General features: G+C 70.8%; 23 protein-coding genes. 7 read left to right on the plus strand and 16 right to left on the minus strand.

The window, feature by feature from the left end; genetic code table 11:
* Nucleotide 1 precedes the first annotated feature (1 nt).
* From K1J60_RS23860 to K1J60_RS23870, 3 genes are all read right to left on the minus strand, one after another.
* On the minus strand, nt 2-1414 hold the full coding sequence (locus tag K1J60_RS23860; RefSeq protein WP_220647959.1) for a PP2C family protein-serine/threonine phosphatase: 1413 nt from the start codon (nt 1412-1414) through the stop codon (nt 2-4).
* Between the two features lie 593 nt (nt 1415-2007).
* On the minus strand, nt 2008-3123 hold the full coding sequence (locus K1J60_RS23865; protein WP_220647960.1) for a C40 family peptidase: 1116 nt from the start codon (nt 3121-3123) through the stop codon (nt 2008-2010).
* A gap of 343 nt (nt 3124-3466) precedes the next feature.
* A complete protein-coding gene (locus K1J60_RS23870) occupies nt 3467-4336 on the minus strand; it encodes a class I SAM-dependent methyltransferase (RefSeq protein WP_220647961.1) in 870 nt (289 codons plus the stop codon).
* Between the two features lie 201 nt (nt 4337-4537).
* Between K1J60_RS23870 and mshA the strand changes: the two genes are divergently transcribed.
* Together mshA and K1J60_RS23880 are read left to right on the plus strand one after the other, a co-directional pair.
* Nucleotides 4538-5878, plus strand: a complete 1341-nt coding sequence (gene mshA / locus K1J60_RS23875; RefSeq protein ID WP_220647962.1) for a D-inositol-3-phosphate glycosyltransferase — start codon at nt 4538-4540, stop codon at nt 5876-5878.
* A 76-nt stretch (nt 5879-5954) separates the two neighbouring features.
* Nucleotides 5955-6470, plus strand: coding sequence for a type III secretion system chaperone family protein (locus tag K1J60_RS23880; protein ID WP_220647963.1), 516 nt, complete (start codon nt 5955-5957; stop codon nt 6468-6470).
* Here K1J60_RS23880 and K1J60_RS23885 read toward each other — a convergent pair.
* Nucleotides 6415-7299, minus strand: coding sequence for an AraC family transcriptional regulator (locus K1J60_RS23885; protein WP_220647964.1), 885 nt, complete (start codon nt 7297-7299; stop codon nt 6415-6417). The two genes, K1J60_RS23880 and K1J60_RS23885, sit on opposite strands and share 56 nt — an antisense overlap.
* Nucleotides 7300-7348: 49 nt before the next feature.
* On the opposite strand from K1J60_RS23885, the gene K1J60_RS23890 reads away from it, so the two are divergent.
* A complete protein-coding gene (locus K1J60_RS23890) occupies nt 7349-7822 on the plus strand; it encodes a DUF2000 domain-containing protein (protein ID WP_259407885.1) in 474 nt (157 codons plus the stop codon).
* A gap of 26 nt (nt 7823-7848) precedes the next feature.
* Here K1J60_RS23890 and K1J60_RS23895 read toward each other — a convergent pair whose 3' ends face one another.
* On the minus strand, nt 7849-9372 hold the full coding sequence (locus K1J60_RS23895; protein WP_259407886.1) for an MDR family MFS transporter: 1524 nt from the start codon (nt 9370-9372) through the stop codon (nt 7849-7851).
* 197 nt (nt 9373-9569) lie between these two features.
* On the opposite strand from K1J60_RS23895, the gene K1J60_RS23900 reads away from it, so the two are divergent.
* The gene (locus K1J60_RS23900) at nt 9570-10331 is read left to right on the plus strand and encodes a phosphoglyceromutase (protein WP_220647966.1); all 762 of its coding nucleotides are present in this window, start codon (nt 9570-9572) and stop codon (nt 10329-10331) included.
* Nucleotides 10332-10411: 80 nt separating this feature from the next.
* On the opposite strand, the gene K1J60_RS23905 is transcribed toward K1J60_RS23900, so the two are convergent.
* The 11 genes from K1J60_RS23905 to K1J60_RS23955 form a co-directional block, all read right to left on the minus strand.
* On the minus strand, nt 10412-11656 hold the full coding sequence (locus tag K1J60_RS23905) for a tyrosine-type recombinase/integrase (protein ID WP_220647967.1): 1245 nt from the start codon (nt 11654-11656) through the stop codon (nt 10412-10414).
* Nucleotides 11656-11892: a helix-turn-helix transcriptional regulator gene (locus tag K1J60_RS23910; RefSeq protein WP_220647968.1), complete on the minus strand. Its 237-nt coding sequence runs from the start codon at nt 11890-11892 to the stop codon at nt 11656-11658. Before K1J60_RS23910 ends, K1J60_RS23905 begins: the two co-directional genes overlap by 1 nt.
* Nucleotides 11885-13168: a replication initiator gene (locus tag K1J60_RS23915; RefSeq protein WP_220651653.1), complete on the minus strand. Its 1284-nt coding sequence runs from the start codon at nt 13166-13168 to the stop codon at nt 11885-11887. The genes K1J60_RS23910 and K1J60_RS23915 overlap by 8 nt, the downstream gene beginning before the upstream one ends.
* 154 nt (nt 13169-13322) lie before the next feature.
* Nucleotides 13323-13568, minus strand: a complete 246-nt coding sequence (locus tag K1J60_RS23920) for a SpdD protein (protein WP_220651654.1) — start codon at nt 13566-13568, stop codon at nt 13323-13325.
* 25 nt (nt 13569-13593) lie between these two features.
* The gene (locus K1J60_RS23925) at nt 13594-13788 is read right to left on the minus strand and encodes a hypothetical protein (RefSeq protein ID WP_220647969.1); all 195 of its coding nucleotides are present in this window, start codon (nt 13786-13788) and stop codon (nt 13594-13596) included.
* Nucleotides 13789-13812: 24 nt separating this feature from the next.
* Nucleotides 13813-14001 (minus strand): mobile element transfer protein, encoded by a 189-nt coding sequence (locus K1J60_RS23930; RefSeq protein ID WP_220647970.1) that lies wholly within the window; start codon nt 13999-14001, stop codon nt 13813-13815.
* Nucleotides 14002-14003: 2 nt separating this feature from the next.
* Nucleotides 14004-14189: a hypothetical protein gene (locus K1J60_RS23935; RefSeq protein ID WP_220652003.1), complete on the minus strand. Its 186-nt coding sequence runs from the start codon at nt 14187-14189 to the stop codon at nt 14004-14006.
* A 3-nt stretch (nt 14190-14192) separates the two neighbouring features.
* Nucleotides 14193-14858: a DUF2637 domain-containing protein gene (locus K1J60_RS23940; protein ID WP_220647971.1), complete on the minus strand. Its 666-nt coding sequence runs from the start codon at nt 14856-14858 to the stop codon at nt 14193-14195.
* Between the two features lie 88 nt (nt 14859-14946).
* Nucleotides 14947-16323, minus strand: coding sequence for an FtsK/SpoIIIE domain-containing protein (locus tag K1J60_RS23945; protein ID WP_220647972.1), 1377 nt, complete (start codon nt 16321-16323; stop codon nt 14947-14949).
* Complete coding sequence (locus tag K1J60_RS23950) at nt 16323-16679, minus strand: SCO3933 family regulatory protein (RefSeq protein ID WP_220647973.1); 357 nt, start codon at nt 16677-16679, stop codon at nt 16323-16325. The genes K1J60_RS23945 and K1J60_RS23950 overlap by 1 nt, the downstream gene beginning before the upstream one ends.
* Before the next feature lie 168 nt (nt 16680-16847).
* A complete protein-coding gene (locus K1J60_RS23955; protein ID WP_220647974.1) occupies nt 16848-17636 on the minus strand; it encodes a GntR family transcriptional regulator in 789 nt (262 codons plus the stop codon).
* 107 nt (nt 17637-17743) lie between these two features.
* Here K1J60_RS23955 and K1J60_RS23960 point away from each other — a divergent pair, with 107 nt between their 5' ends.
* Genes K1J60_RS23960 through K1J60_RS23970 form a run of 3 tightly spaced genes read left to right on the plus strand, consistent with a single transcriptional unit; the run spans nt 17744 to nt 19012 of the window.
* A complete protein-coding gene (locus tag K1J60_RS23960) occupies nt 17744-18151 on the plus strand; it encodes an NUDIX hydrolase (RefSeq protein WP_060892820.1) in 408 nt (135 codons plus the stop codon).
* Between the two features lie 46 nt (nt 18152-18197).
* Complete coding sequence (locus tag K1J60_RS23965; protein WP_220647975.1) at nt 18198-18626, plus strand: ATP-binding protein; 429 nt, start codon at nt 18198-18200, stop codon at nt 18624-18626.
* Nucleotides 18620-19012, plus strand: a complete 393-nt coding sequence (locus tag K1J60_RS23970) for a hypothetical protein (protein ID WP_220647976.1) — start codon at nt 18620-18622, stop codon at nt 19010-19012. The genes K1J60_RS23965 and K1J60_RS23970 overlap by 7 nt, the downstream gene beginning before the upstream one ends.
* Nucleotides 19013-19203: the final 191 nt, after the last annotated feature.

The raw sequence follows: 19203 nt of genomic DNA on the forward strand, positions 1-19203 counted from the left end.
GTCAGGTTTCCCGGTCCAGCAGGAGGACCGCCACGTCGTCGGTCAGTTCGCCGCCGTTGAGGTCGCGGACCTCGTTCACGGCGGCGCGCAGCAGCTCCTCGCCGCGCAGACCCTCGGCGAGCTGGCGGCGGACCATCTCCACCATGCCGTCCTGGCCCAGCCGCTCCTTGCCCTGGCCGATCCGGCCCTCGATCAGGCCGTCGGTGTAGAGCATCAGACTCCAGGCGGCGCCCAGTTCGATCTGGGTGCGCGGCCAGCGGGCGTTCGGGAGCAGACCGAGGGCGGGACCGCCGTTGTCGTACGGCAGCAGCTCGGCCGGCGAGGCCGGACGGCCGCCGTGGCCGTGGCGGGCGATCAGCGGGGACGGGTGGCCCGCGAGGCAGAGGCCCGCGCGGCGGCCGTCGGGGGCGATGTCGACCGTGCAGAGCGTCGCGAAGATCTCGTCGCTCTCGCGCTCGTGCTCCAGGACGCGCTGGAGCGTGGACAGCAGTTCGTCGCCGCAGAGCCCCGCGAAGGTCAACGCACGCCAAGCGATGCGCAGCTCCACGCCGAGCGCCGCCTCGTCGGGGCCGTGGCCGCAGACGTCGCCGATCATGACGTGCACGGTGCCGTCCGGGGTGCGGACGGTGTCGTAGAAGTCGCCGCCCAGCAGGGCGCGGGACCGGCCCGGCCGGTAGCGCGCGGCGAACCGCAGGGACGAGCCCTCCAGGAGGGGGGTCGGCAGCAGGCCGCGTTCCAGGCGGGCGTTCTCCTGGGCACGCAGCTTGGACTCGGTGAGCCGGCGCTCGGCCGTGTCGGAACGCTTGCGCTCCACCGCGTAGCGGATCGCGCGGCTCAGGAGGCGGCTGTCCACTTCGTCCCGGAACAGGTAGTCCTGCGCGCCCACCCGTACCGCCTCCGCGCCGCGTTCGGCGTCGCCCGAGTCGGTGAGGGCCAGGACGGCGTGGCGGGGGGCCAGGGCCAGGACATGCTTGAGGACGGCGAGTTCGTCGTCGGGGCGGTCGGGCGACTCGGTGTCCGGGTCGGTGGGACGGACCGGGGCCGGAAGCGCCAGGTCCAGGAGGATGCAGTTGACGTCGTCGGTCAGTAGCCGCTGGGCCTCGGTGAGGTTGCGGGCGGCGCGGACGCGGATCGGCTTGCCCGCCGAGTCGAGCAGTTCGGGCACGTTGAGGGAACCCGCCGGGTCGTCCTCGATGAGGAGGACCGTGAGGTTGGTGGGGCCGGGCTGGGGGGCCGGGCCCGTGGTGCCGGAGGCGTGGGAGCCGGGCGGGTTTGTGGAGTTGTCTGCAGGGGCCAGGGCCGAGGCGTTCAGGGCAGCCCCCTCTCCGGACAGTCCGCTGGGCGCGGACACGGCGTGCGCCTGACCACTCTCCGCGGCCGGGATCGCTCTCTGCCGCGGTACGGGTACGGGCATCGTGTTGGGTTCCTTCCCTCCCCCCGAGGGCACGGCGGGCGAGGGACCTCGACCCACCGACGGGGACCATAGCGTCAGGCGCCGCCGCAACGGAATGGGCGGCAGGCCGCCGGGTGGCAAACAGCCGGCGTCATATGCCGCATCCTGTACCGCACTTGGACATGGCAGGGCTTTCTCCTGGGATGACGTATGTCACGCGGCGGAGGTTGAGCCCGAAGGGGAAGGTGGTGAGAGTCACGTGGGGTGGCTCACGGGTGCGGGGGTGCGGGGGTGGCATACGCGGGGCGTTGTTGAGGCGCGGGGGTGCGGGGCGCGAGGCGGTGCCGGTGCCGGTGTGGGTGCGGCCGTCGCTCGGTTGTCTCAAGCCTCCGGCTGACGTCTCGGCCCGGCTCCGGCTCGCGCGTCCGGTTGCGCCTCGCCCTGGCTGGGGCTCGCGCGTCCGGCTCACGCCTGCCGGCTGTGTGTCCCGCTCAGGCCTCGGCCCACACCTTCACGCTCAGCCACCAGCCACCAGCCACCAGCCACCAGCCACCAGCCACCGCCACCGCCCTCGGCTCTAGCCCGTCGGCCACGTGTCCGGCTCAGGCCTCGGCTCACGCGTCCGGGCGTACGACGCCCAGGATCTGCATCGTGCCCGCGCCCGCGATCGTCACCTTTCGGTTCGGTCGGGGGGCGTGGACGATGGAGCCGTTGCCCAGGTACATGGCGACGTGGCTGGCGTCGGAGTGGTAGATGATGAGGTCGCCGGGTCGCATGTCCTGGATGTCGATGTGCTTGAGCTGTCGCCACTGCTCCTGGGAGGTGCGGGGGACGGTCAGCCCGGCGGCGGCCCATGCCTCGCTGGTGAGACCGGAGCAGTCGTAGGTGTCGGGCCCCTCGGCGCCCCACTCGTACCACTTGCCTATCTGGTTCGTGGCGAACTCGACGGCTTTCTTGCCCTGCGGCGACGCCTTGCCGTTGATCTCGGCGAGTATGCCGGAGTCCAGCCACGCTGCCTGTGACCTCTGCGCGGACTCCTCCTCCAACTGCGCCAGCCGCTCCCGCTCGTCGTCCTCCAGCTGTGCTTCCAGCTCCTCGGCGGCGGCGATCTGCTTCTTGATCTTCTTCTTGGCCTTCTCCTTGGCCTTGCGGTTGGTCTCCAGCTTCTCCCAGCGCGCGGAGGCGTCCTTGGAGTACTGCTCCAAGTCCTGCTGGGTGCGGGTCATTTCGGCGAGCAGACCCTTGGTCGCCAGCTGGCCCTGGCGCAGACGGTCCGCCCCCTCCAGGAAGTCCTGGGGGTTCTCGCTCAACCACAGCCGCACTTCGGGCGGGAGACCGCTGCCCCGGTACTGGGCGCGGGCCGCGGCGCCGATGAGATCCTGCAACTTGTCCAGCTTCTGCTGGCCCTTGACGACCTCGTGGGCCAGGTCGACGAGTTCCTCGGACTGCTTGTCGGCCTTCTCCTCGGCCGCGTTGTACGCGTCCGTGGCGACCGCGGCGTCGTGGTAGAGGCCCTCCAGCTTCGTCCGGACGCTCTCCAACTCCTCGTTCGTCACCGGAGTCGACTCGGGAGAGGGTGAGGACGAGGACGAGGACGAGGGTGTCGGGCTCGGGGTCGGCTCGGCCGGTTTCGTCTGGCTCGCGTACGCGGTGACCGGTGTGCCCAGGACGGTCATCGCGCAGACCACGGCCACGGCCGCCATGGTCAGCTTCCGCTTGCCGACTCCCATGCCTCTTGCCCCCAACCCCAATGGAAACAGAACTGATTAACCGTCAGTAACTTGCCGGTGCCCGGGTGATCGTGTCACGGCGTCGCGGAATGCGACAGAGGTGGGCAAGAACTCACGTCTCCCCGCCACCTCTTCTTCCCTCCCTGCTCTCACCTGCGTGACATCGTCCCCGCCTGTGTGACGAACGGCCCGAGGGGATCGTTCCCGTGCGTCACGAAAATGTCGCTCTGCGTAATCATAGTGCGCGAGGGGGCGGGGAAGGCGGATCGGACGCCGCTCGACCGGCGTCCGGCCGTCGACCGGCCAGCGTCCGGCCGTCGCTCGACTTGCGTCCCGCCGTCGACTAGCGGAACCGCGGCGCCAACGCCTCCCAGGCCACCGTGACTTCGCCCTGACGCCAGCGCGACACCCCGTCCCTTACCGGCCAGTCCGCGCTCAGTGTGCGGACGGTGCGGATCCAGCGCTGCCGGGCACCGTACGAGGCGTACGGTGCCGCGGCCGCCCAGGCGTGGTCGAAGTCGCGGAGGAAGGCGTGGACCGGTTCGCCGGGGACGTTGCGGTGGATGAGGGCCTTCGGAAGGCGTTCGGCAAGGTCGGAGGGGCGGTCGAGGGAGCCGAGCCGGGTGGCGAACGTGACCGTGCGGGGCCCCTCCGGGCCGAGTGCGACCCAGACGTGGCGACGGCCGATCTCGTCGCAGGTGCCCTCGACGAGCAAGCCCCCGGAGGGGTACGGGGCGGCGGGGGAGTGGGGGTCCGCGGCGGTGCGGGGCGTGCCGGGAGGGGGCGTGCCGGGAGGGGGCGGTGCGGCCGGTTCGAGGCGGGCGCACAGACGTTCCCAGACGGCGGCGACCTCGTCCTCGTCGTACTGGCGGAGCACGTTCGCCGCCCGGATGAGGGTCGGGCGCCCCGGCACCGGTACCTCGAAGCCGCCGTGCCGGAAGGTCAGGCCCTCGCACGCGTAGGGCTTTGCCGCGGTGACCCTGGCCGGGTCGATCTCGACGCCGACGACCTCGGTGCGGGGCGCGGCCGTGCGGAGGCGGCGGAGGAGCTCGACGGCGGTCCAGGGGGCGGCGCCGTAGCCGAGGTCGACGGCGAGGGGGGCGTCGGCGCGGCGGAGTGCGGCGCCGTGCGTCGCCGCGATCCAGCGGTCCATGCGGCGCAGCCGGTTGGGGTTGGTGGTGCCACGCGTCACGGTGCCGACTGGTCTGGCCATGAGGTGAGCGTATGTCCGCTGCTCGGGGCCTCGCCCCGGGCCCGGTCCTGCCGCCCCCACTCCCCAGATGCTCGAACGGTTGAGCGAAGCTCGGCAATAATTTTGCAAAGAGGAAATGGAACTGTCTCATCCGGTGTTCCCCCTCCCGAGAGGGACCCCACGCCCTCCCCACGGCATGCCCGCAGCGAGGAGGAACGCCACGTGAGCCACTACGTCAGCAGGCTCGGGCGACGCTCCCCGGTCGGCGCGGCGCGGCTTCGGCTGCACCGGAAGCCGCGCCGGGTCGCGATGCTCTCGGTGCACACGTCGCCGCTGCACCAGCCCGGCACGGGCGACGCGGGCGGGATGAACGTCTACATCGTGGAGCTGGCGCAGCGGCTGGCCGCGCAGGGCATCGAGGTGGAGATCTTCACCCGGGCCACGACCGGTGCGCTGCCCCCCGCAGTCGAGCTGGCGCCCGGGGTCCTGGTCCGGCACGTCGACGCGGGCCCGTACGAGGGTCTGGCCAAGGAGGAGCTCCCGGCCCAGCTGTGCGCCTTCACGCACGGCGTGATGCAGGCGTGGGCGGGCCACCGTCCCGGCCACTACGACCTGGTCCACTCGCACTACTGGCTCTCCGGCCACGTCGGCTGGCTCGCCGCCGAACGCTGGGGCGTCCCCCTGGTGCACGCCATGCACACGATGGCCAAGGTCAAGAACGCCGCGCTCGCCGCCGACGACACCCCCGAACCCGCCGCCCGCGTCATCGGCGAGACCCAGATCGTCCGCGCCGCCGACCGCCTCATAGCCAACACGGCCGAGGAGGCCGACGAACTCGTACGCCACTACGAGGCCGACCCGTCCAAGGTCGCCGTCGTCCACCCGGGCGTCAACCTCGACCGTTTCCGTCCCGCCGACGGCCGCGCGGCGGCGAGGGCCCGCCTCGGTCTTCCCCAGGACGCCCTGATCCCCCTCTTCGCCGGCCGTATCCAGCCCCTGAAGGCCCCCGACGTCCTCCTCCGTGCCGTCGCCGTCCTCCTCGCCGAGCGCCCCGAGCTGCGGTCGAGGATCGTCGTGCCGGTGGTCGGCGGGCCGAGCGGCAGCGGGCTCGCCAAGCCGGAGGGGTTGCAGAAGCTGGCCGCGCGGCTCGGCATCGCCGATGTCGTACGGTTCCGGCCGCCCGTCGGGCAGGAGCAGCTCGCGGACTGGTTCCGGGCGGCGTCCGTGCTGGTCATGCCGTCGTACAGCGAGTCCTTCGGACTGGTCGCCATCGAGGCGCAGGCGGCCGGTACGCCGGTGCTGGCGGCCTCGGTCGGCGGTCTCCCGGTCGCCGTGCGGGACGCGGAGACGGGCTTCCTGGTCCAGGGCCACGATCCCGTCGCGTACGCGCGCGTGCTGCGCGATTTCGCCGACGCCCCCGACCTCACCGCCCGCATGGGCGCCGCCGCCGCCCGCCACGCCGAGTCCTTCGGCTGGGACACGGCGGCCGCCGCCACCGCGGACGTGTACACGGCGGCACTGCAGGACCACCGCCGCCACCGGGTGCGCGCCCACCACGGGTGAGCCCCGCCCGCCCCTGGGGAACGGCTCCGCGCGGCTCCCCCGTCGACCCGCTCGTACCGGCGGGTACGCTCGCCCCATGGCTGACGAAGCGTCGATCATCGAGCAGGTCCTCAACGAGGCCGAGCTGGAGTGGGAGAGCCCCGGACCCGGCTCCTACGTCGTGAAACTCCCCGGCACCCGCAAACTCTCGACGACCGTCTCCCTGATCGTCGGCCGGCACTCCCTCTCCCTCAACGCCTTCGTGATCCGCCACCCCGACGAGAACGAGGCGGGCGTCCACCGCTGGCTCCTGGAGCGCAACCTCAAGCTGTACGGCGTGAGTTACGCCGTCGACCCGCTCGGCGACATCTACGTCACCGCCCGGCTGCCGCTCTCCGCCGTCACCCCCGAGGGCATCGACGGCCTCCTGGGCCAGGTCCTGGAGGCGGCCGACGGCGCCTTCAACACCCTCCTGGAACTGGGCTTCGCCTCCGCGATCCGCAAGGAGTACGCCTGGCGCGTCTCCCGAGGCGAACCGACCCGCAACCTGGACGCGTTCAGCCACCTGACGCGGGACGTGGCGGCCGACCGTTCCGGTAGCGGCCAGGGGTGACCCCCACCCACCGCCTGAAGTGCCGTGTCAGGTGCGCCTGGTCGTAGAACCCGGCCACCGCCGCCGCCTCGCTCGGCCGCATGCCCTCCAACAGCAGCCGCCTGGCCCGCTCCACCCGCCGGGACATCAGGTACTGGTGCGGCGCGATACCGAAGGCCGCGCCGAACGCTCGTACGAGATGCGCGGGGTGGGAGTGGACCGTCCCCGCGGCCTCCTCCAGCGTGATCCCGTCCGCGACCCGCTCGTCGAGGAGTTCACGGAGCCGATGGGCGACGGTACGACCGCCGGCGGCGGGCCCCGACCGACTCCCTGACCGAGCCCCCGCCCGAACCCCCGACGTCGGCGCCGGCCGCAGATGCCCCCGCAACCGCTCCCCGACGAGCGCCAGCCGGCTCTCCGCCTCCAACTCGTCGCCCGGCCGGGCGAGCGCCGCGTGCAACTGCCCCACCCGCCGCCGCAGTACGGGATCCCGCAGATCCGGCCCGTCCACGGCCGCCCCCACGAGGCTCGCGTCCAGCGCGGCCAGGGGTGCTTCAGGGTCCAGGTACAGCACTCGCTTCCGGAATCCCCGTTCCGTCACCGGCGCCCCGTTGTGCGGCACGAACGGCGGCAACAACGACACGGTGCCGTGCGGAGTCCCGTGTTCATGCCGGTCCAGCTCGTACCGCACGGCCCCGTCGTCCACGATCAGCAGCGTCCACACGTCGTGCACATGCATCGGGTACGCGTACTCCGTGTAGTGCGCGTGGAAGACCTCGACGACACCGGGCACGCGCGGCCGCCAGGCGGTGACGTCACGCCGAGGGGAGGCGGACCGCTGGGGACCCATGCAAAGAACGTACAAGACGGGGTCGTCGGGCGATCGGCAGTCTCATCCCATGAACAGCGAGACTCTCGACGAGGCCTCTGGCGCGACCTCGACCTCCATGACCCCGCCCCCCGTCCGCTTCGACACCAAGATCGCCGTCCTCCTCCGTGACGACCTCGCGACCTGGCAGCGCCTCAACGTCACGTCCTTCCTGGTCAGCGGTATCGGCCCGATGGTCCCCGAGGTGATCGGCGAGCCGTACGAGGACGCCGACGGGGCGGCCTACCTCCCGATGTTCCGGCAGCCGGTCGTCGTCTTCGAGGCCACGAAGGAGGTCCTGAAGGCCGCGCACGCGCGCGTGCTGTCCTGCGGCCTTCCCCGCGCGCTCTTCACGTCCGACCTGTTCGGCACCGGGAACGACCGCGACAACCGGGCAGCCGTACGGGCCGTCGCGACGCGGGAGCTGGACCTGGTGGGGTTGGCGGTCTACGGCCCGCGCAACGGGGTGGACAAGGTGGTGAAGGGGGCGCGGATGCACCCGTGAGGCGGCGGTTGCCGACTGCCGGCCGCTCAGGCCGAACCGGCGGCCTCCCCCACAGCGGCTTGCCCGGGTACAACGGCTTGCCCGGGCACAGCGGCTGGTCCGGGCAGCGGCTTCTCGACGACCGGCGCTCCAGGCACTCGCGCTCCAGGCAATCGCGCTCCTCCTGGGACCGGTTCCACTGGGACCCGCTCCCCGACGCCAGGCAGCGCACTGCCAGGCCAGGCACCGTCAGGCTCCGCACCGCCCGGCCCCCCGACGGTCGGCTCCTCCACCGGCAAGGCGACGGCAGCCCCCTCCTCCCGTACCGGCATCCGGTCCTCCGGCTCCGGCATCCGGTCCTCCGGTTCCGGCATCCGGCGCATCAGCGCCCAGTACCCCGCCCCCGCCACGGTCCCGATCACCGCGCACAACCCCCACAGCCACTGCGCGCCCCACCGGTCGATGACGACGCCGGACATCAGCGGAGCGACCAGCGCGGCGACGGACCACGACATCGTGTACATGCCCTGGTAGCGGCCACGGCCCTGTGCGGGCGAGAGGCGGACGACGACGCCGGTCTGGGTCGGCGCGTTGACGATCTCGGCGAGGGTCCACACGCAGACGGTGAGGGCGAAGACCCCGATCGAACCGGCGAAGGCGGTGAGGCCGAAGCCGTACCCGGCGAGCACGGACGAGACCACGAGGAGCCGCCCAGGATCCCGGTGCTCGATGAACCGGGTGACCGGGATCTGCAGAGCGACGATCAGCACCCCGTTGACGGCGATGGCGAGACCGTAGTCCGCCGGCGTGAAGCCCGCAGCGCCCATCGCGACCGGCAGTCCCACGGACCCCTGCTGGAAGATCAGCGCGACGAGGAAGGACAGCCCGACGACGCCCATGAACCGCCCGTCGCGGACCACGGTCCCCAGCCCGACCGCGTCCGTGGCACCGGCTTCGCCCACCGCCGTCCCGCTCTCCGGCCGCGACTCCGGCAACTTCAGGAACACGAGGATCGCGCAGGTCAGCGTCATCCCGGCCTCGATCAGGAAGCCGGCGCGATAACTGACCTCGGCGATGAACCCGGCGGCCATGGAGGAGACGGCGAAACCGAGGTTGATGGCCCAGTAGTTCAGCGAGAACGCGCGGACGCGGTCCTCCGGCCGGACGATGTCCGCCATCATCGCCTGCACGGCGGGGCGGGACGCGTTGCTGGCCGCGCCGACGAGGAAGGCGACGACGGCGATCGCGACGGGATCCCGCACGAAGCCGAGCAGCGCCACCGACACCGCTGTCGAGACCTGTGCGACGAGCAGCGTGGGCCGCCGCCCGAGCCGGTCGGCCATGACCCCGCCGCCGAGTGACGAGACGACCCCGCCGAGCCCGTGCAGCGAGGCGACGAGTCCGGCGTACGAGGCGGAGTACCCGCGGTCCAGCGTCAGGTACAAGGCCATGAAGGTGGCGACGAACGCGCCGAGCCGGTTCACCAGCGTGCTGGTCCACAGCCACCAGAAGTCGCGGGGCAGCCCCGACACCGTTTCCCGGACGGCACGTCTGGCAGCGACGAGTGGCATGGAACTCCCCACGGGCGTAAGCGGCTAAAGCGGTGAGCACAACTTACGAACGCGGTCGCGCGGAGAGCCACCCAATTAACAACTCCGGTCAACTGTCGAGGGCGAGGCCGACAGGGAACGGTGGGGACGCCGGCCGGGCCTGTCCGTCTGTCGGCCAGACGTGTGGTGGTTCTCGGCCGTCGATTACGCTCGGGGCCATGGCCGACGCACCGTACAAGCTGATCCTCCTCCGCCACGGCGAGAGCGAGTGGAACGAGAAGAACCTGTTCACCGGCTGGGTGGACGTCAACCTCACTCCGAAGGGCGAGAAGGAGGCGACGCGCGGCGGTGAGCTGCTGAAGGACGCCGGCCTGCTCCCGGACGTGCTGCACACCTCCCTCCAGCGACGTGCCATCCGCACCGCGCAGCTGGCCCTGGAATCCGCCGACCGCCACTGGATCCCGGTCCACCGCAGCTGGCGCCTGAACGAGCGCCACTACGGCGCCCTCCAGGGCAAGGACAAGGCCCAGACCCTCGCCGAGTTCGGCGAGGAGCAGTTCATGCTGTGGCGCCGCTCGTACGACACCCCGCCGCCCCCGCTCGCGGACGACTCGGAGTTCTCCCAGGCGGCGGACGCGCGCTACGCGACCATCCCGCCGGAGCTGCGCCCCCGCACCGAGTGCCTCAAGGACGTCGTCACCCGCATGCTGCCGTACTGGTACGACGGCATCGTCCCCGACCTCCTGGCCGGCCGCACGGTCCTCGTCGCCGCCCACGGCAACTCCCTCCGCGCCCTCGTCAAGCACCTCGACGGCATCTCGGACGCCGACATCGCGGGCCTCAACATCCCGACCGGCATCCCCCTCGCCTACGAACTCGACGCCGACTTCAAGCCCCTGAACCCCGGCGGCACCTACCTCGACCCCGAGGCGGCGGCGGCTGCGATCGAGGCGGTCAAGAACCAGGGCAAGAAGAAGTAAGCAGGGCCGAACAAGCCCCCTACCTGCGGGTTGTCCGCTGGTAGGGGGCCTCTTGCTGGCGCTGGGCCGTCTGTGGGCCGTCAGGTGTGGGACGGCTCGGGCCGGGCCGTGTCGAAGACCGCAGCCACGGCCTTGCGCGTGCGCTCCTGGCTGGACGGCATGAGATGCGCGTACACACGGAGGGTCAGACCGGGGTCGGAGTGACCCAGGTACTCGGCGAGGGCCTTGATGTTCTCGCCAGCGTCCAGGAGCACCGAGGCATAGAAGTGCCGGAGCGCGTGCATGCCGTTCTCGCGGGACTCGGCGTAGGACTCGCCCGGCTTGCGCTCGGGGATCACCCCGGTCGAGGCCAGCGCCCGCTTCCACACCTCCTCGTTGAGTGAAGTCCGCCAGACGTGCCCGCCGCGCGGTCCGGTGAAGATCAGCCGCTTGGTCACCGGAGGCCCGTCCGCCACCTTCCACGGCAAGGTGATCTCGACCGGCGGGAACCGCTTCATGTGTGCCCGGAGCGCATCAGCGACCGGCCCAGGGAGCGGTACGTCCCGCAGCTTGCCGCCCTTGGGCGGAGCGAACACCGCCTTGCTCCGGCTCAGCTTCAGTTGCTGGACCACGTGAAGCGTGTCCGACTCGAAGTCGATCGCGTCGACAGCGACGCCAAGGATCTCCCCCTGGCGGAGCCCGCAGCCGCCACCCAGGTCAACCATGGCTTGGTACCGCTCAGGCATGGCGGCCTGGACGGCGAAGACCCGTTCAGGCGTCCAGGGAGCGATCCGCTTCACGTCCACCGTCGGCGGCCGGACCGAGCGAGCTGCACACGGATTCCGGGGAAGGTGCCCGTCGTCCACGGCTGCACTCAGCGCGGCCCGCACGTTGGAGTAGATCGTCCGGGCATACGAGCCCCGGACGCCGTTCTCTTGCAGCCTCCCGACCCAGTCACGGATGTGAGCAGGCTGGAAGGAGCCGAGCGGACGTGATCCCAGGTAGGGGAAGGCGTGCAACCGAAGCTGTGACTCCATCGAAGCCTGGGTGTTCGGATCCGGCGCGTGAGTCACCCACTTCTCGGCGTACTGCTCGAAGGTGATCCGAGCCGCACGCGGGTCGATGTACTGCCCGCGCGCCATGTCAGCCTCAGTGTGCGCCAGCCACTGATCAGCGAGCCGCTTCTGCCGGTCGGGGAAGCTCTTGGACTTCTCGGTACCGTCCGGCCCGATGTACCGGGCCCGGTAACGGGACCCAGTGCCGTACCGCTCCGTCTTGACCTTGCGAGCCTTCCCATCCGGCCCGGTCTCCGTTCTGTACCAGCGGTCTTGGACGTGCCCGGCCATCAGGCAGCAGCCCCTTCCATCAGGGACTCGACCCAGGCCCGGACGTCCACGGGGTCGTAGCGCAGATGCCGGCCAACCCGGAAGCCACGCGGCCCAGTGCGCTTCCGCCGCCACTGGTAGACCGTCTCGACCGGCACGCCCAGAATCTCGGCAACGTCCAGTGGAGTCAGGAACCGCGAAGGCAGAGCGCGCGGTTCGGCAGCCGCTTCTACGACGGCGAGATGACGCTTAGCCATGGGTCGGCTCTCCTTCTGTTCCGGGGGCGGGTTCGAGGGATGCGGCAAGCCAGGCTTCGGTATCGGACAGGCCGGTTCCGGCGAAGACCCAGTGCGCGAGGACGTACGTCGTGTCGGGCGCCGCTTCGTTGGCCGTTGCAGCTTGGGCGCGGCGCCATTGGGCGCGGGCGTCGCGGAGGGCGCCGAGGGTGGTGGAGTAGTGGCGGGATTTGGTGGAGAAGTGGCCGCGGAAGCCGAGCATGTGGGCCCAGGCGCGGAGGCGGAGGTGTTCGAGGTCTTTGCGTGCGCCGAGGGTCCAGGCGGTTCGGATGAGGCGGCGGGCGTGGTCGCTGATGTCGAGCTGGGCGAGCTCGGCGGCGAACTTCAGCGGTCGGTCGAGAGCTCCCGTGGCTGTCTCGGCGCCCTTGGTCGCGTACTTGGCGATGTACGCGGCCACGGCCCGCTCGGTCAGCTCCTGGCCGTCGTTGAAGTCGGCGGAGCGGATGGTGCGGACGTCGAGTTGGCGACCGAAGGCGAAGGTGTGGGTGCGTCCATCGATGGCCGGGCCGTCGACACGCACCTTGGCTGCCGCTGCCTCGATGGCGTTGGTGAGGAGTTCGGCGGTGGCCCAGGCCGGGGGCGGGGTGTCGCCGCCGATGGGGCCGTCGATGCGTATGACGGCGTGGAAGTGGACGGCGCCACGCTTCTGGTATTCGGCGACCTTGGCGAAGGAGACGCGGGCGTGGTCGCGGAACCGGCGTTGTGACAGTCCCGCACGCTTGGCGACTTCCCGGCGCAGGTACGTGGAGAAGCGTCGCCAGAGCGGACCGGCGTGCGCATTCCAGAGAACGGCCGCTTCGTAGTCGTACGTGTCCGGGTCGAGCGAGGTACCGAGTACGGCGTCGTCCTGGTCGTGGCGGGTGCCGCAGCGGCAGGGGCGCCCGTTGGAAGGGCGGTTGTGGACCGGGCCGAAGCTCGGGGCGGTGAAGGTGGCGAAGACGCGCGGGTGGGTGGCGACGTGTTCGGGGACGCCCTTGCCGCCGCGCAGGCCGGAGGTGATCAGGTGGAAGGTGTCACGGCGGTAGACCTCGGAGCAGGCCGCGCACCGAGTCGTACGGCGGTTGTTGCAGCGGACGAGGAGTTGGCCGGCCGGGAGGTCGGTGGAGTCGAGGTGCTGGAGGACGCGGCCGATCTCACCGGTCGTGGTGTCGACGTCGTGCTCGGTGCGGTGGCCGTCGAGGCGGATCGGGTTGACGCAGCCGCCGAGGCCGGAGAGCTGACGGAGGATACCGGGCAGGGTGCCGTGCTCGGCCAGCTTCGCGAGTTCCGGGAGCGGGGGCGGTGTGGTGCGGGTGAAGATGGCGATTCTCCTTCTGACTGGCTCGGTCAGGAGTGATGGCCCGGGGCGGCGGATGCTTGGTCGTGTGCGCCGCTCCGGGCTGCGTGCGCATTCAGCGCCGGTTCTGCTCGCGGATCAGGGAGCGCAGGACCACGGCCGCGATGGCCACGGAGACAGCCGAGACGGCGACGGCGGCCAGGAGCGCGGTGAGGACGACACCGCCCACGACCACGGCCGCCACGACTCCGGGACTGATGGAGACCGCCGGGAGTGAGCGCCGTGCGGGCGCCGGATCGGCTGGGGCGTGGGTGTGTGCGGGCGGCGGGGTGGGGCTGTCGGGGTACTTGGGCAGGAACACGGTCAGACTCTCCTCATCTACTCGTCTAGGCATGTGAACTGTTTATGACGTCCACGCCGGAACGCGTGCCGGACTCGATGGCGGGGGCGAGGAAGGTCTGCGAGAGCCAGAAGCCGAAGAGGGCGATCAGGACGACGACCCAGGTGCGGACGCCGAGGAACTTGACCGCGCCCCAGGCGAAGAAGCCGAGGACGACGACGAGCGGCAGGCTGACGGTCACGGTGTGCGGGGTCCCTTCGGAGGATCAGCGGACGGGGCAGCGGTGGGTGCGGGCGGCCAGCTCGGCGGCGGCGCGGCTGTCGTAGTCGGCGGAGAAGCCGCAGCGCGGGGCCGTACAGGCGGCGGTGTGCTTCTCACGGCCCCGGCCGTCGTAGGACGTGGCGACCTGGACGGGGCCGATGCGGGTGACGTTGCGGAAGCGGCGGTTGGGCATGCTCAGTCCTCCTGTCGCAGGCTGGGGCCGGGGAAGTCGTGCAGGATGCGGGCGGCTTCGGTGGGGTCGGTGACGCGGTCGGCGGCTTCTTCGGCGAGGAGCCGGGCCAGCGTGGTCCGGCCGCTGGCGGCCATCTCGCGGGCCGCTTCGAGGTAGTCGGCGGCGGTGTTGAAGCAGAAGAGGGGCACGGGTCAGCTTCCGGTCGGGGCGAGGTGGGCGGCGATGGCTTCGGCCATGGGCGCGGGGACGCCGAGGCGAGCGCGGAGAGTCGGGGTGTCGATGGGTGTTCCAGTGCGGGTGTGGTGTTCGGCGGCGACTTTGCGGGCGTGTTCGACGAGGGCGGCCGGGACGGCGACGGCGGGCCGTTCGGGCGGCGGTGGCTCGATGGCCGGTGGTGTCGGCGGCGGTTCCTCGGGGGCGAGTTCGGGCGCGTCCTCCTGGTCCACGCTGTTGTCCGTGTCCTCGGTGCCCTTGTGGTCTTCGCCGGTTGTCGCGGGGGTGGTGTGGGCGAGGAGGGTTCCACCGAGGAAGGCGACGGCGGGCCAGCCCGCGACGAGGATGCGTAGCCAGGCCGGGACGTCGTTGAGGTCGAGGAGGCCGGCGGTGGCGACGTTCGCGCCGAGGGAGGCGGCGAGGGCGATGACGAACCAGCACCACCCGGCTGCTTTCGCCTCACCGGTCCGCAGTCGGCGCCAGGCGGCGACGAGCAGCAGGTCGACCGAGACCGGGTAGGCCCACGCTTTCCACCCGTCCTGACCGGCAGCCGAGGCGATGTCGTGCAGGTGGGCGAAGGACAGCGCGGCGGCGATGAGCGCCTGGACGAGCACCGCGTCGACACGGGCCAGTTGGGCGCGCATGATGCGGCTCCTTTCGGATTCGGGCATGGCAGGGGTAAGGAGTTGGCGCGAGGCGGTCACGCCGACCGGGGTGAGGGGTGGGCGAAGGTCAGTCGGTCACCGGGCGCGGCTGCACCGCCGGGGCCGAAGACTCGACGGGCCGCACGGGGGTGTCGGGCTGGAAGGGCTTGAGCGCGGGAAGGTCGGGCACCAGATGGGCCGCATCCCGGCAGATCTCGGCGGCGGCGCCGAGGGAGAGGTACGGCGTGCGGATGCGGGACCAGCCGCCGGAGGTGTCACCGGCCACAGCCAGGCCGGGCAGTTCGGGAGCGATAGCACAGGCAGCGGAGACCGCTTCGGGGGCGATGTCGCCGAGGGCCATCTTCGCGGAGGCTTCGTCGTTGACGCGGTGGCAGACCCGGCCGGTGAGCTGAGCGCGGAGCATGGTGGCGCCCTTGCCCAGCTCGGCGCCGAAGCGCTGACCGCAGACCTCCAGGTAGATCCCGGCGGCCCGGCCGAGCTGGGCGAGGCGGATGAGCTGAGTGACCATCTCGTCCCGCCGTTCCTCGTCCTTCTTCGTGGCGACGAGGAAGAGTTCGGCAATCTCGTCGACGAACAGCACGATCGGCACCGGGCGTTCGCTGTCGGGCAGGCCCCAGATGTCGGAGGTGATCTCCTCGTCCGGGGTGCCCGGTGCGATGCCCTGCCGGGCCTTGATCAGGTCGTATCGGTCCTCCATTTCCTTGACGAGCGCGGGCAGCAGCTCGGCAGCTTCGTCGGGATCGGTGGCGAGGGCGGAGAGCCGGGAGGCGAACGGCGCCAGCTCCACACCGCGCTTGCAGTCGATGCCGACCAGTGCGACGGGCTGCCGGGCGAGTCCGGTGATCAGGTGGCGCAGGTACATGGACTTCCCCGACAGCGTGGCGCCGAGGGTGAGCTGATGCGGAATGGTGCGGTAATCGCGCACGAAGGGAGTCGCGTCCTCCCTCAGTGCCACGGGCACCTTGAGGAGTTCGGCGTTGGCCTTGCGAGGCATCCGCACGTTCCGCAGCACGTCGAAGCCGACGAGGCGCAGTTCGACCAAGCCCGGCTTGACCGTCGTCACGTAGACGGCGTGCACGCCCCAGGCATGCCGCAGCCGCTCGGCCGAGGCGGCGACGTCCGCCGGTTCCTGGCCCGGAGCGAGCCGGAGCCGGAGCCGCAGCCCGGTCGAGGTGGGCCGGATGATGCCCCGACGCGGCGGTACCGGCCGGACCTCCCGCCGAGTGGTGGCCTTGACGGCGAGGACCCGCAGCCGGGACGGCGCCACGGTCAGCCCGCATGCCTCCATGACCGAGCCGTAGGAGCCGAGGAGCCGGGCGGTGGATATCGGCAGGCCGACCGTGGGCCAGTACACGCGGGGGTGCTTGGCCCGGGTGTAGGCGGCCCCGCCACCGAGTGCGGCGACAGGACCACCCACCTCCAGAAGTGTCACCAGATCGGACATCAGGCGGTTGCTCCCATGGCGGCCGGGAAGGCGGCCGGAGTCACGGCGGCGGCGCGGAAGGCGATGCCGTGGCGCTGCTGGCCGTTGAACACCGACTCCCACGGCCGGGCGACCAGCCCCGGCAGCGAGACCGGCGCCCCCAGTGCCAGCCCTTCGGACACACCGCCTTCCGGCACGGTGACCTTGACCAGCGACGACTCCCCGTCCTCGATGTAGACGACGCCGATCGTCATCAGCGCTTCCCCGCTGACGGCGTCCTTGGCGATCTCGCCCGTCTGCCGGTCCCGGACCTTGGGCTCAGGAGCCTCGGTCAGCAGGATCGTGGCGGCTGAGGTCTCAACACGAATGGTGCGCAAGGTAGTTCACCCATCTACTCGTCTATATATGATGCGGTCTGTGAACCCGATCTCCGGGCTCATGCGGACCACCCTGCCACACCACTTGCCCACTCGTCTATACGAGTATGCCTGTTGGGGTGTACGAGTCGGAGAAGCGTCCCCCGCGCACCACCACACATCACCTCATCACGTCGCCGGAAGCTGATACGACAGCACGTACGCGTCCGCCGCCATGACCGTGTCGCAGACCTCCACGGCCCGCCCTTCGGCGTCGAAGGCGGTACGAATCAGGTGGATCACCGGCACACCGGAGGCCAGCCGGAGCGTCTTCACCTCAGCGGGCGAAGGCATCCGGGCGCGAATCTCCTCCTCGAAGTGGTCGAGGCGATGGCCCAGCTCTTCGAGACGGGCATAGATACCGCCTGGCCCGGGGTTCGGCTCAGCGATCGGCGTACCGCGCGCGATGTCGAGCGGCAGATACGAGGTGGCGAACTCGACCGGCCGCCCGTCGAGCAGATACCGGCGCCGCCGAGCCAGCACCCGCCGCACGGACCCGAGCCGGGTCGAGACGTCCTGACTGGCCTTCTCTTCCTTCACCTCAAGACTGTCGACCTGGGGGTGACTGCCGGCGGCGTTGGCTTCGACGATGAAGGCCGCCTTGCCCTGCTCGCGGTGGCGCCGGGCGAACCGGTCGGAAGCGAGTCGCCGCACGGGAGGCCGGGGCCGGACGAAGACGCCCTTGCCGTGCTCGGCGTGCACGAGCCCTTCGCCCTGGAGGACGGAGAAGGAGTTTCGGACCGTCATCCGGGATACCCCGTAGTGGTCAACAAGTTCCGCTTCCGAGGGCAGTTTTTCACCCTCCTTGAACCGCCCACGGTCGATGGCCTCGCGCAGCTGGTCGGCAATCTGCCGAAAGACCGCACGATCGCTCGTGGGGTCGAGATCGCCGAGGAAGCCGGTAGGAAGAGAGGGCACGTGTACTCCTTTAGATATCTAGACGAGTGGGCGTTTGTTGTTGCTACGGTGGAGAGCCTAGCCAGCCGAGAGGGCCGAGGAACGTGAGCACTGACCGTCCGCACTCCGTGAGCGTCGCCGGAGTCATCGTCGACGACCAGGGCCGGGCCCTCTTGATCAAACGCCGTGACAACGGCAAGTGGGAACCCCCGGGCGGAGTCCTCGAACGCGAGGAAACCCTCCCTGAAGCCCTCCAGCGCGAAGTGCTCGAAGAGACCGGCATCAAGATCGCGCTTCCCGCGACCCTGACCGGTGTCTACAAGAACATGACCGGGTTGATCGTCTCGCTGGTCTTCCGCTGCGAGGCGGCCGACGGCACACCGACCACCGGTGACGAGACCCGCGCGCTGCGGTGGGCCACCCGTGAAGAAGTCACCGAGCTTGCCGACGAGGCATACGCGATCCGCGTCCTGGACGCATTGGACGCGGCATCCCCGCCGGCCATCCGCGCCCACGACGGCGTGAAACTCGTCTAGCCCGAACCCGCTGTACATGGCGGCCTACCAGCACGAAGGAACTTGTATGCACGAGTATACGAGCACCGCCCGGGTCTGGGGACTCACTTGCCCAGGATTTCCGGAAGAGGTGAGCCGGGCCCGCCGCTGGACCCGCGACATCCTGCGCGGATCTCCCCTGGCCGACGACGCCGAGCTGATCGTGAGCGAGCTGAGCGCGAACGCGATCCTCCACACGGCCAGCGGCATGGAATCCGGCAGCTTCCACCTGGCCCTCGCGGTGACCCGCCAGGTGATCGCCCTGTCGGTCACGGACGGCGGAGGAACCGGGACGGCCCCGAAGGCCGAGCACCAGGACGCCGAGGCCGAACACGGCCGGGGCCTCGGCATGGTCACCGCACTCGCCCACCGGGTCGTGGTCCACGGCAGCAACGGCGGCTACACGGTCACCGCGGAACTGTTCACCGGCACCCGACCGGGAGACCACCTGTGCTGAACGGCGAAGCCCGCAAGGGCTACTGGTGCGAATGCTGGACCGAAGACCTCACCGACGAGGGCGAGTTGGTACTCCGCGCATCCTTCGACGCCTACACGGCACCCCAGGCCGACAGATGGGTTGCCGTCGCGCTCCGCACCATCTCACCGGCATTCGACCCGGAAGCATCTGAGCAGGCATGGCAATGGCTGTACGACGGCCGCATAGAGACACGACGAGCCCTCTTGCGCTCCGAACCCTGCACCGTGTCAGTCACCTTCTTCACCACCCGCATCACATGGACCATCCGACCAGTGATCTTCCTGCCCCTCGCACACCGCCAAAGCGCCGGACTCCCGGCCTGCGCATACGACTTCAAGCCCCGACCGCCCCACCGGACCGACTGAGTTACAACTTTCTCTACTGGTTCAAGTGCCCGCGCACGGCGCGGCGCGCGCCGCCTCTGCGGCGCGGCCTGCCTCCTGTCTGCGCCCCGGCTGGCCGCGCCCGGCGGCGCGCTGGCGGCAGCGGGCATAAGGTGGAGAAACCCTCTATGGCTGGGGCGTTCGGCTCCACGGCTTTAGCCAGCCACTTTGGG

The sequence above is a fragment of the Streptomyces akebiae genome (assembly GCF_019599145.1).
GTDB lineage: Bacteria > Actinomycetota > Actinomycetes > Streptomycetales > Streptomycetaceae > Streptomyces > Streptomyces akebiae.

What these genes read in the sequence shown, in the direction of transcription:
- K1J60_RS23930 (WP_220647970.1), bottom strand. Translation starts at nt 14,001, where the DNA reads ATGCCCAACCGCCGCTTCCGCAACGTCACCCGCATCGGCCCCGTCCAG.
- K1J60_RS23965 (WP_220647975.1), top strand. Translation starts at nt 18,198, where the DNA reads ATGCACGAGTATACGAGCACCGCCCGGGTCTGGGGACTCACTTGCCCA.
- K1J60_RS23870 (WP_220647961.1), bottom strand. Translation starts at nt 4,336, where the DNA reads ATGGCCAGACCAGTCGGCACCGTGACGCGTGGCACCACCAACCCCAAC.
- K1J60_RS23895 (WP_259407886.1), bottom strand. Translation starts at nt 9,372, where the DNA reads ATGCCACTCGTCGCTGCCAGACGTGCCGTCCGGGAAACGGTGTCGGGG.
- K1J60_RS23945 (WP_220647972.1), bottom strand. Translation starts at nt 16,323, where the DNA reads ATGTCCGATCTGGTGACACTTCTGGAGGTGGGTGGTCCTGTCGCCGCA.
- K1J60_RS23885 (WP_220647964.1), bottom strand. Translation starts at nt 7,299, where the DNA reads ATGGGTCCCCAGCGGTCCGCCTCCCCTCGGCGTGACGTCACCGCCTGG.
- K1J60_RS23865 (WP_220647960.1), bottom strand. Translation starts at nt 3,123, where the DNA reads ATGGGAGTCGGCAAGCGGAAGCTGACCATGGCGGCCGTGGCCGTGGTC.
- K1J60_RS23900 (WP_220647966.1), top strand. Translation starts at nt 9,570, where the DNA reads ATGGCCGACGCACCGTACAAGCTGATCCTCCTCCGCCACGGCGAGAGC.
- K1J60_RS23910 (WP_220647968.1), bottom strand. Translation starts at nt 11,892, where the DNA reads ATGGCTAAGCGTCATCTCGCCGTCGTAGAAGCGGCTGCCGAACCGCGC.
- K1J60_RS23860 (WP_220647959.1), bottom strand. Translation starts at nt 1,414, where the DNA reads ATGCCCGTACCCGTACCGCGGCAGAGAGCGATCCCGGCCGCGGAGAGT.
- K1J60_RS23880 (WP_220647963.1), top strand. Translation starts at nt 5,955, where the DNA reads ATGGCTGACGAAGCGTCGATCATCGAGCAGGTCCTCAACGAGGCCGAG.
- K1J60_RS23940 (WP_220647971.1), bottom strand. Translation starts at nt 14,858, where the DNA reads ATGCGCGCCCAACTGGCCCGTGTCGACGCGGTGCTCGTCCAGGCGCTC.
- K1J60_RS23905 (WP_220647967.1), bottom strand. Translation starts at nt 11,656, where the DNA reads ATGGCCGGGCACGTCCAAGACCGCTGGTACAGAACGGAGACCGGGCCG.
- K1J60_RS23890 (WP_259407885.1), top strand. Translation starts at nt 7,349, where the DNA reads ATGAACAGCGAGACTCTCGACGAGGCCTCTGGCGCGACCTCGACCTCC.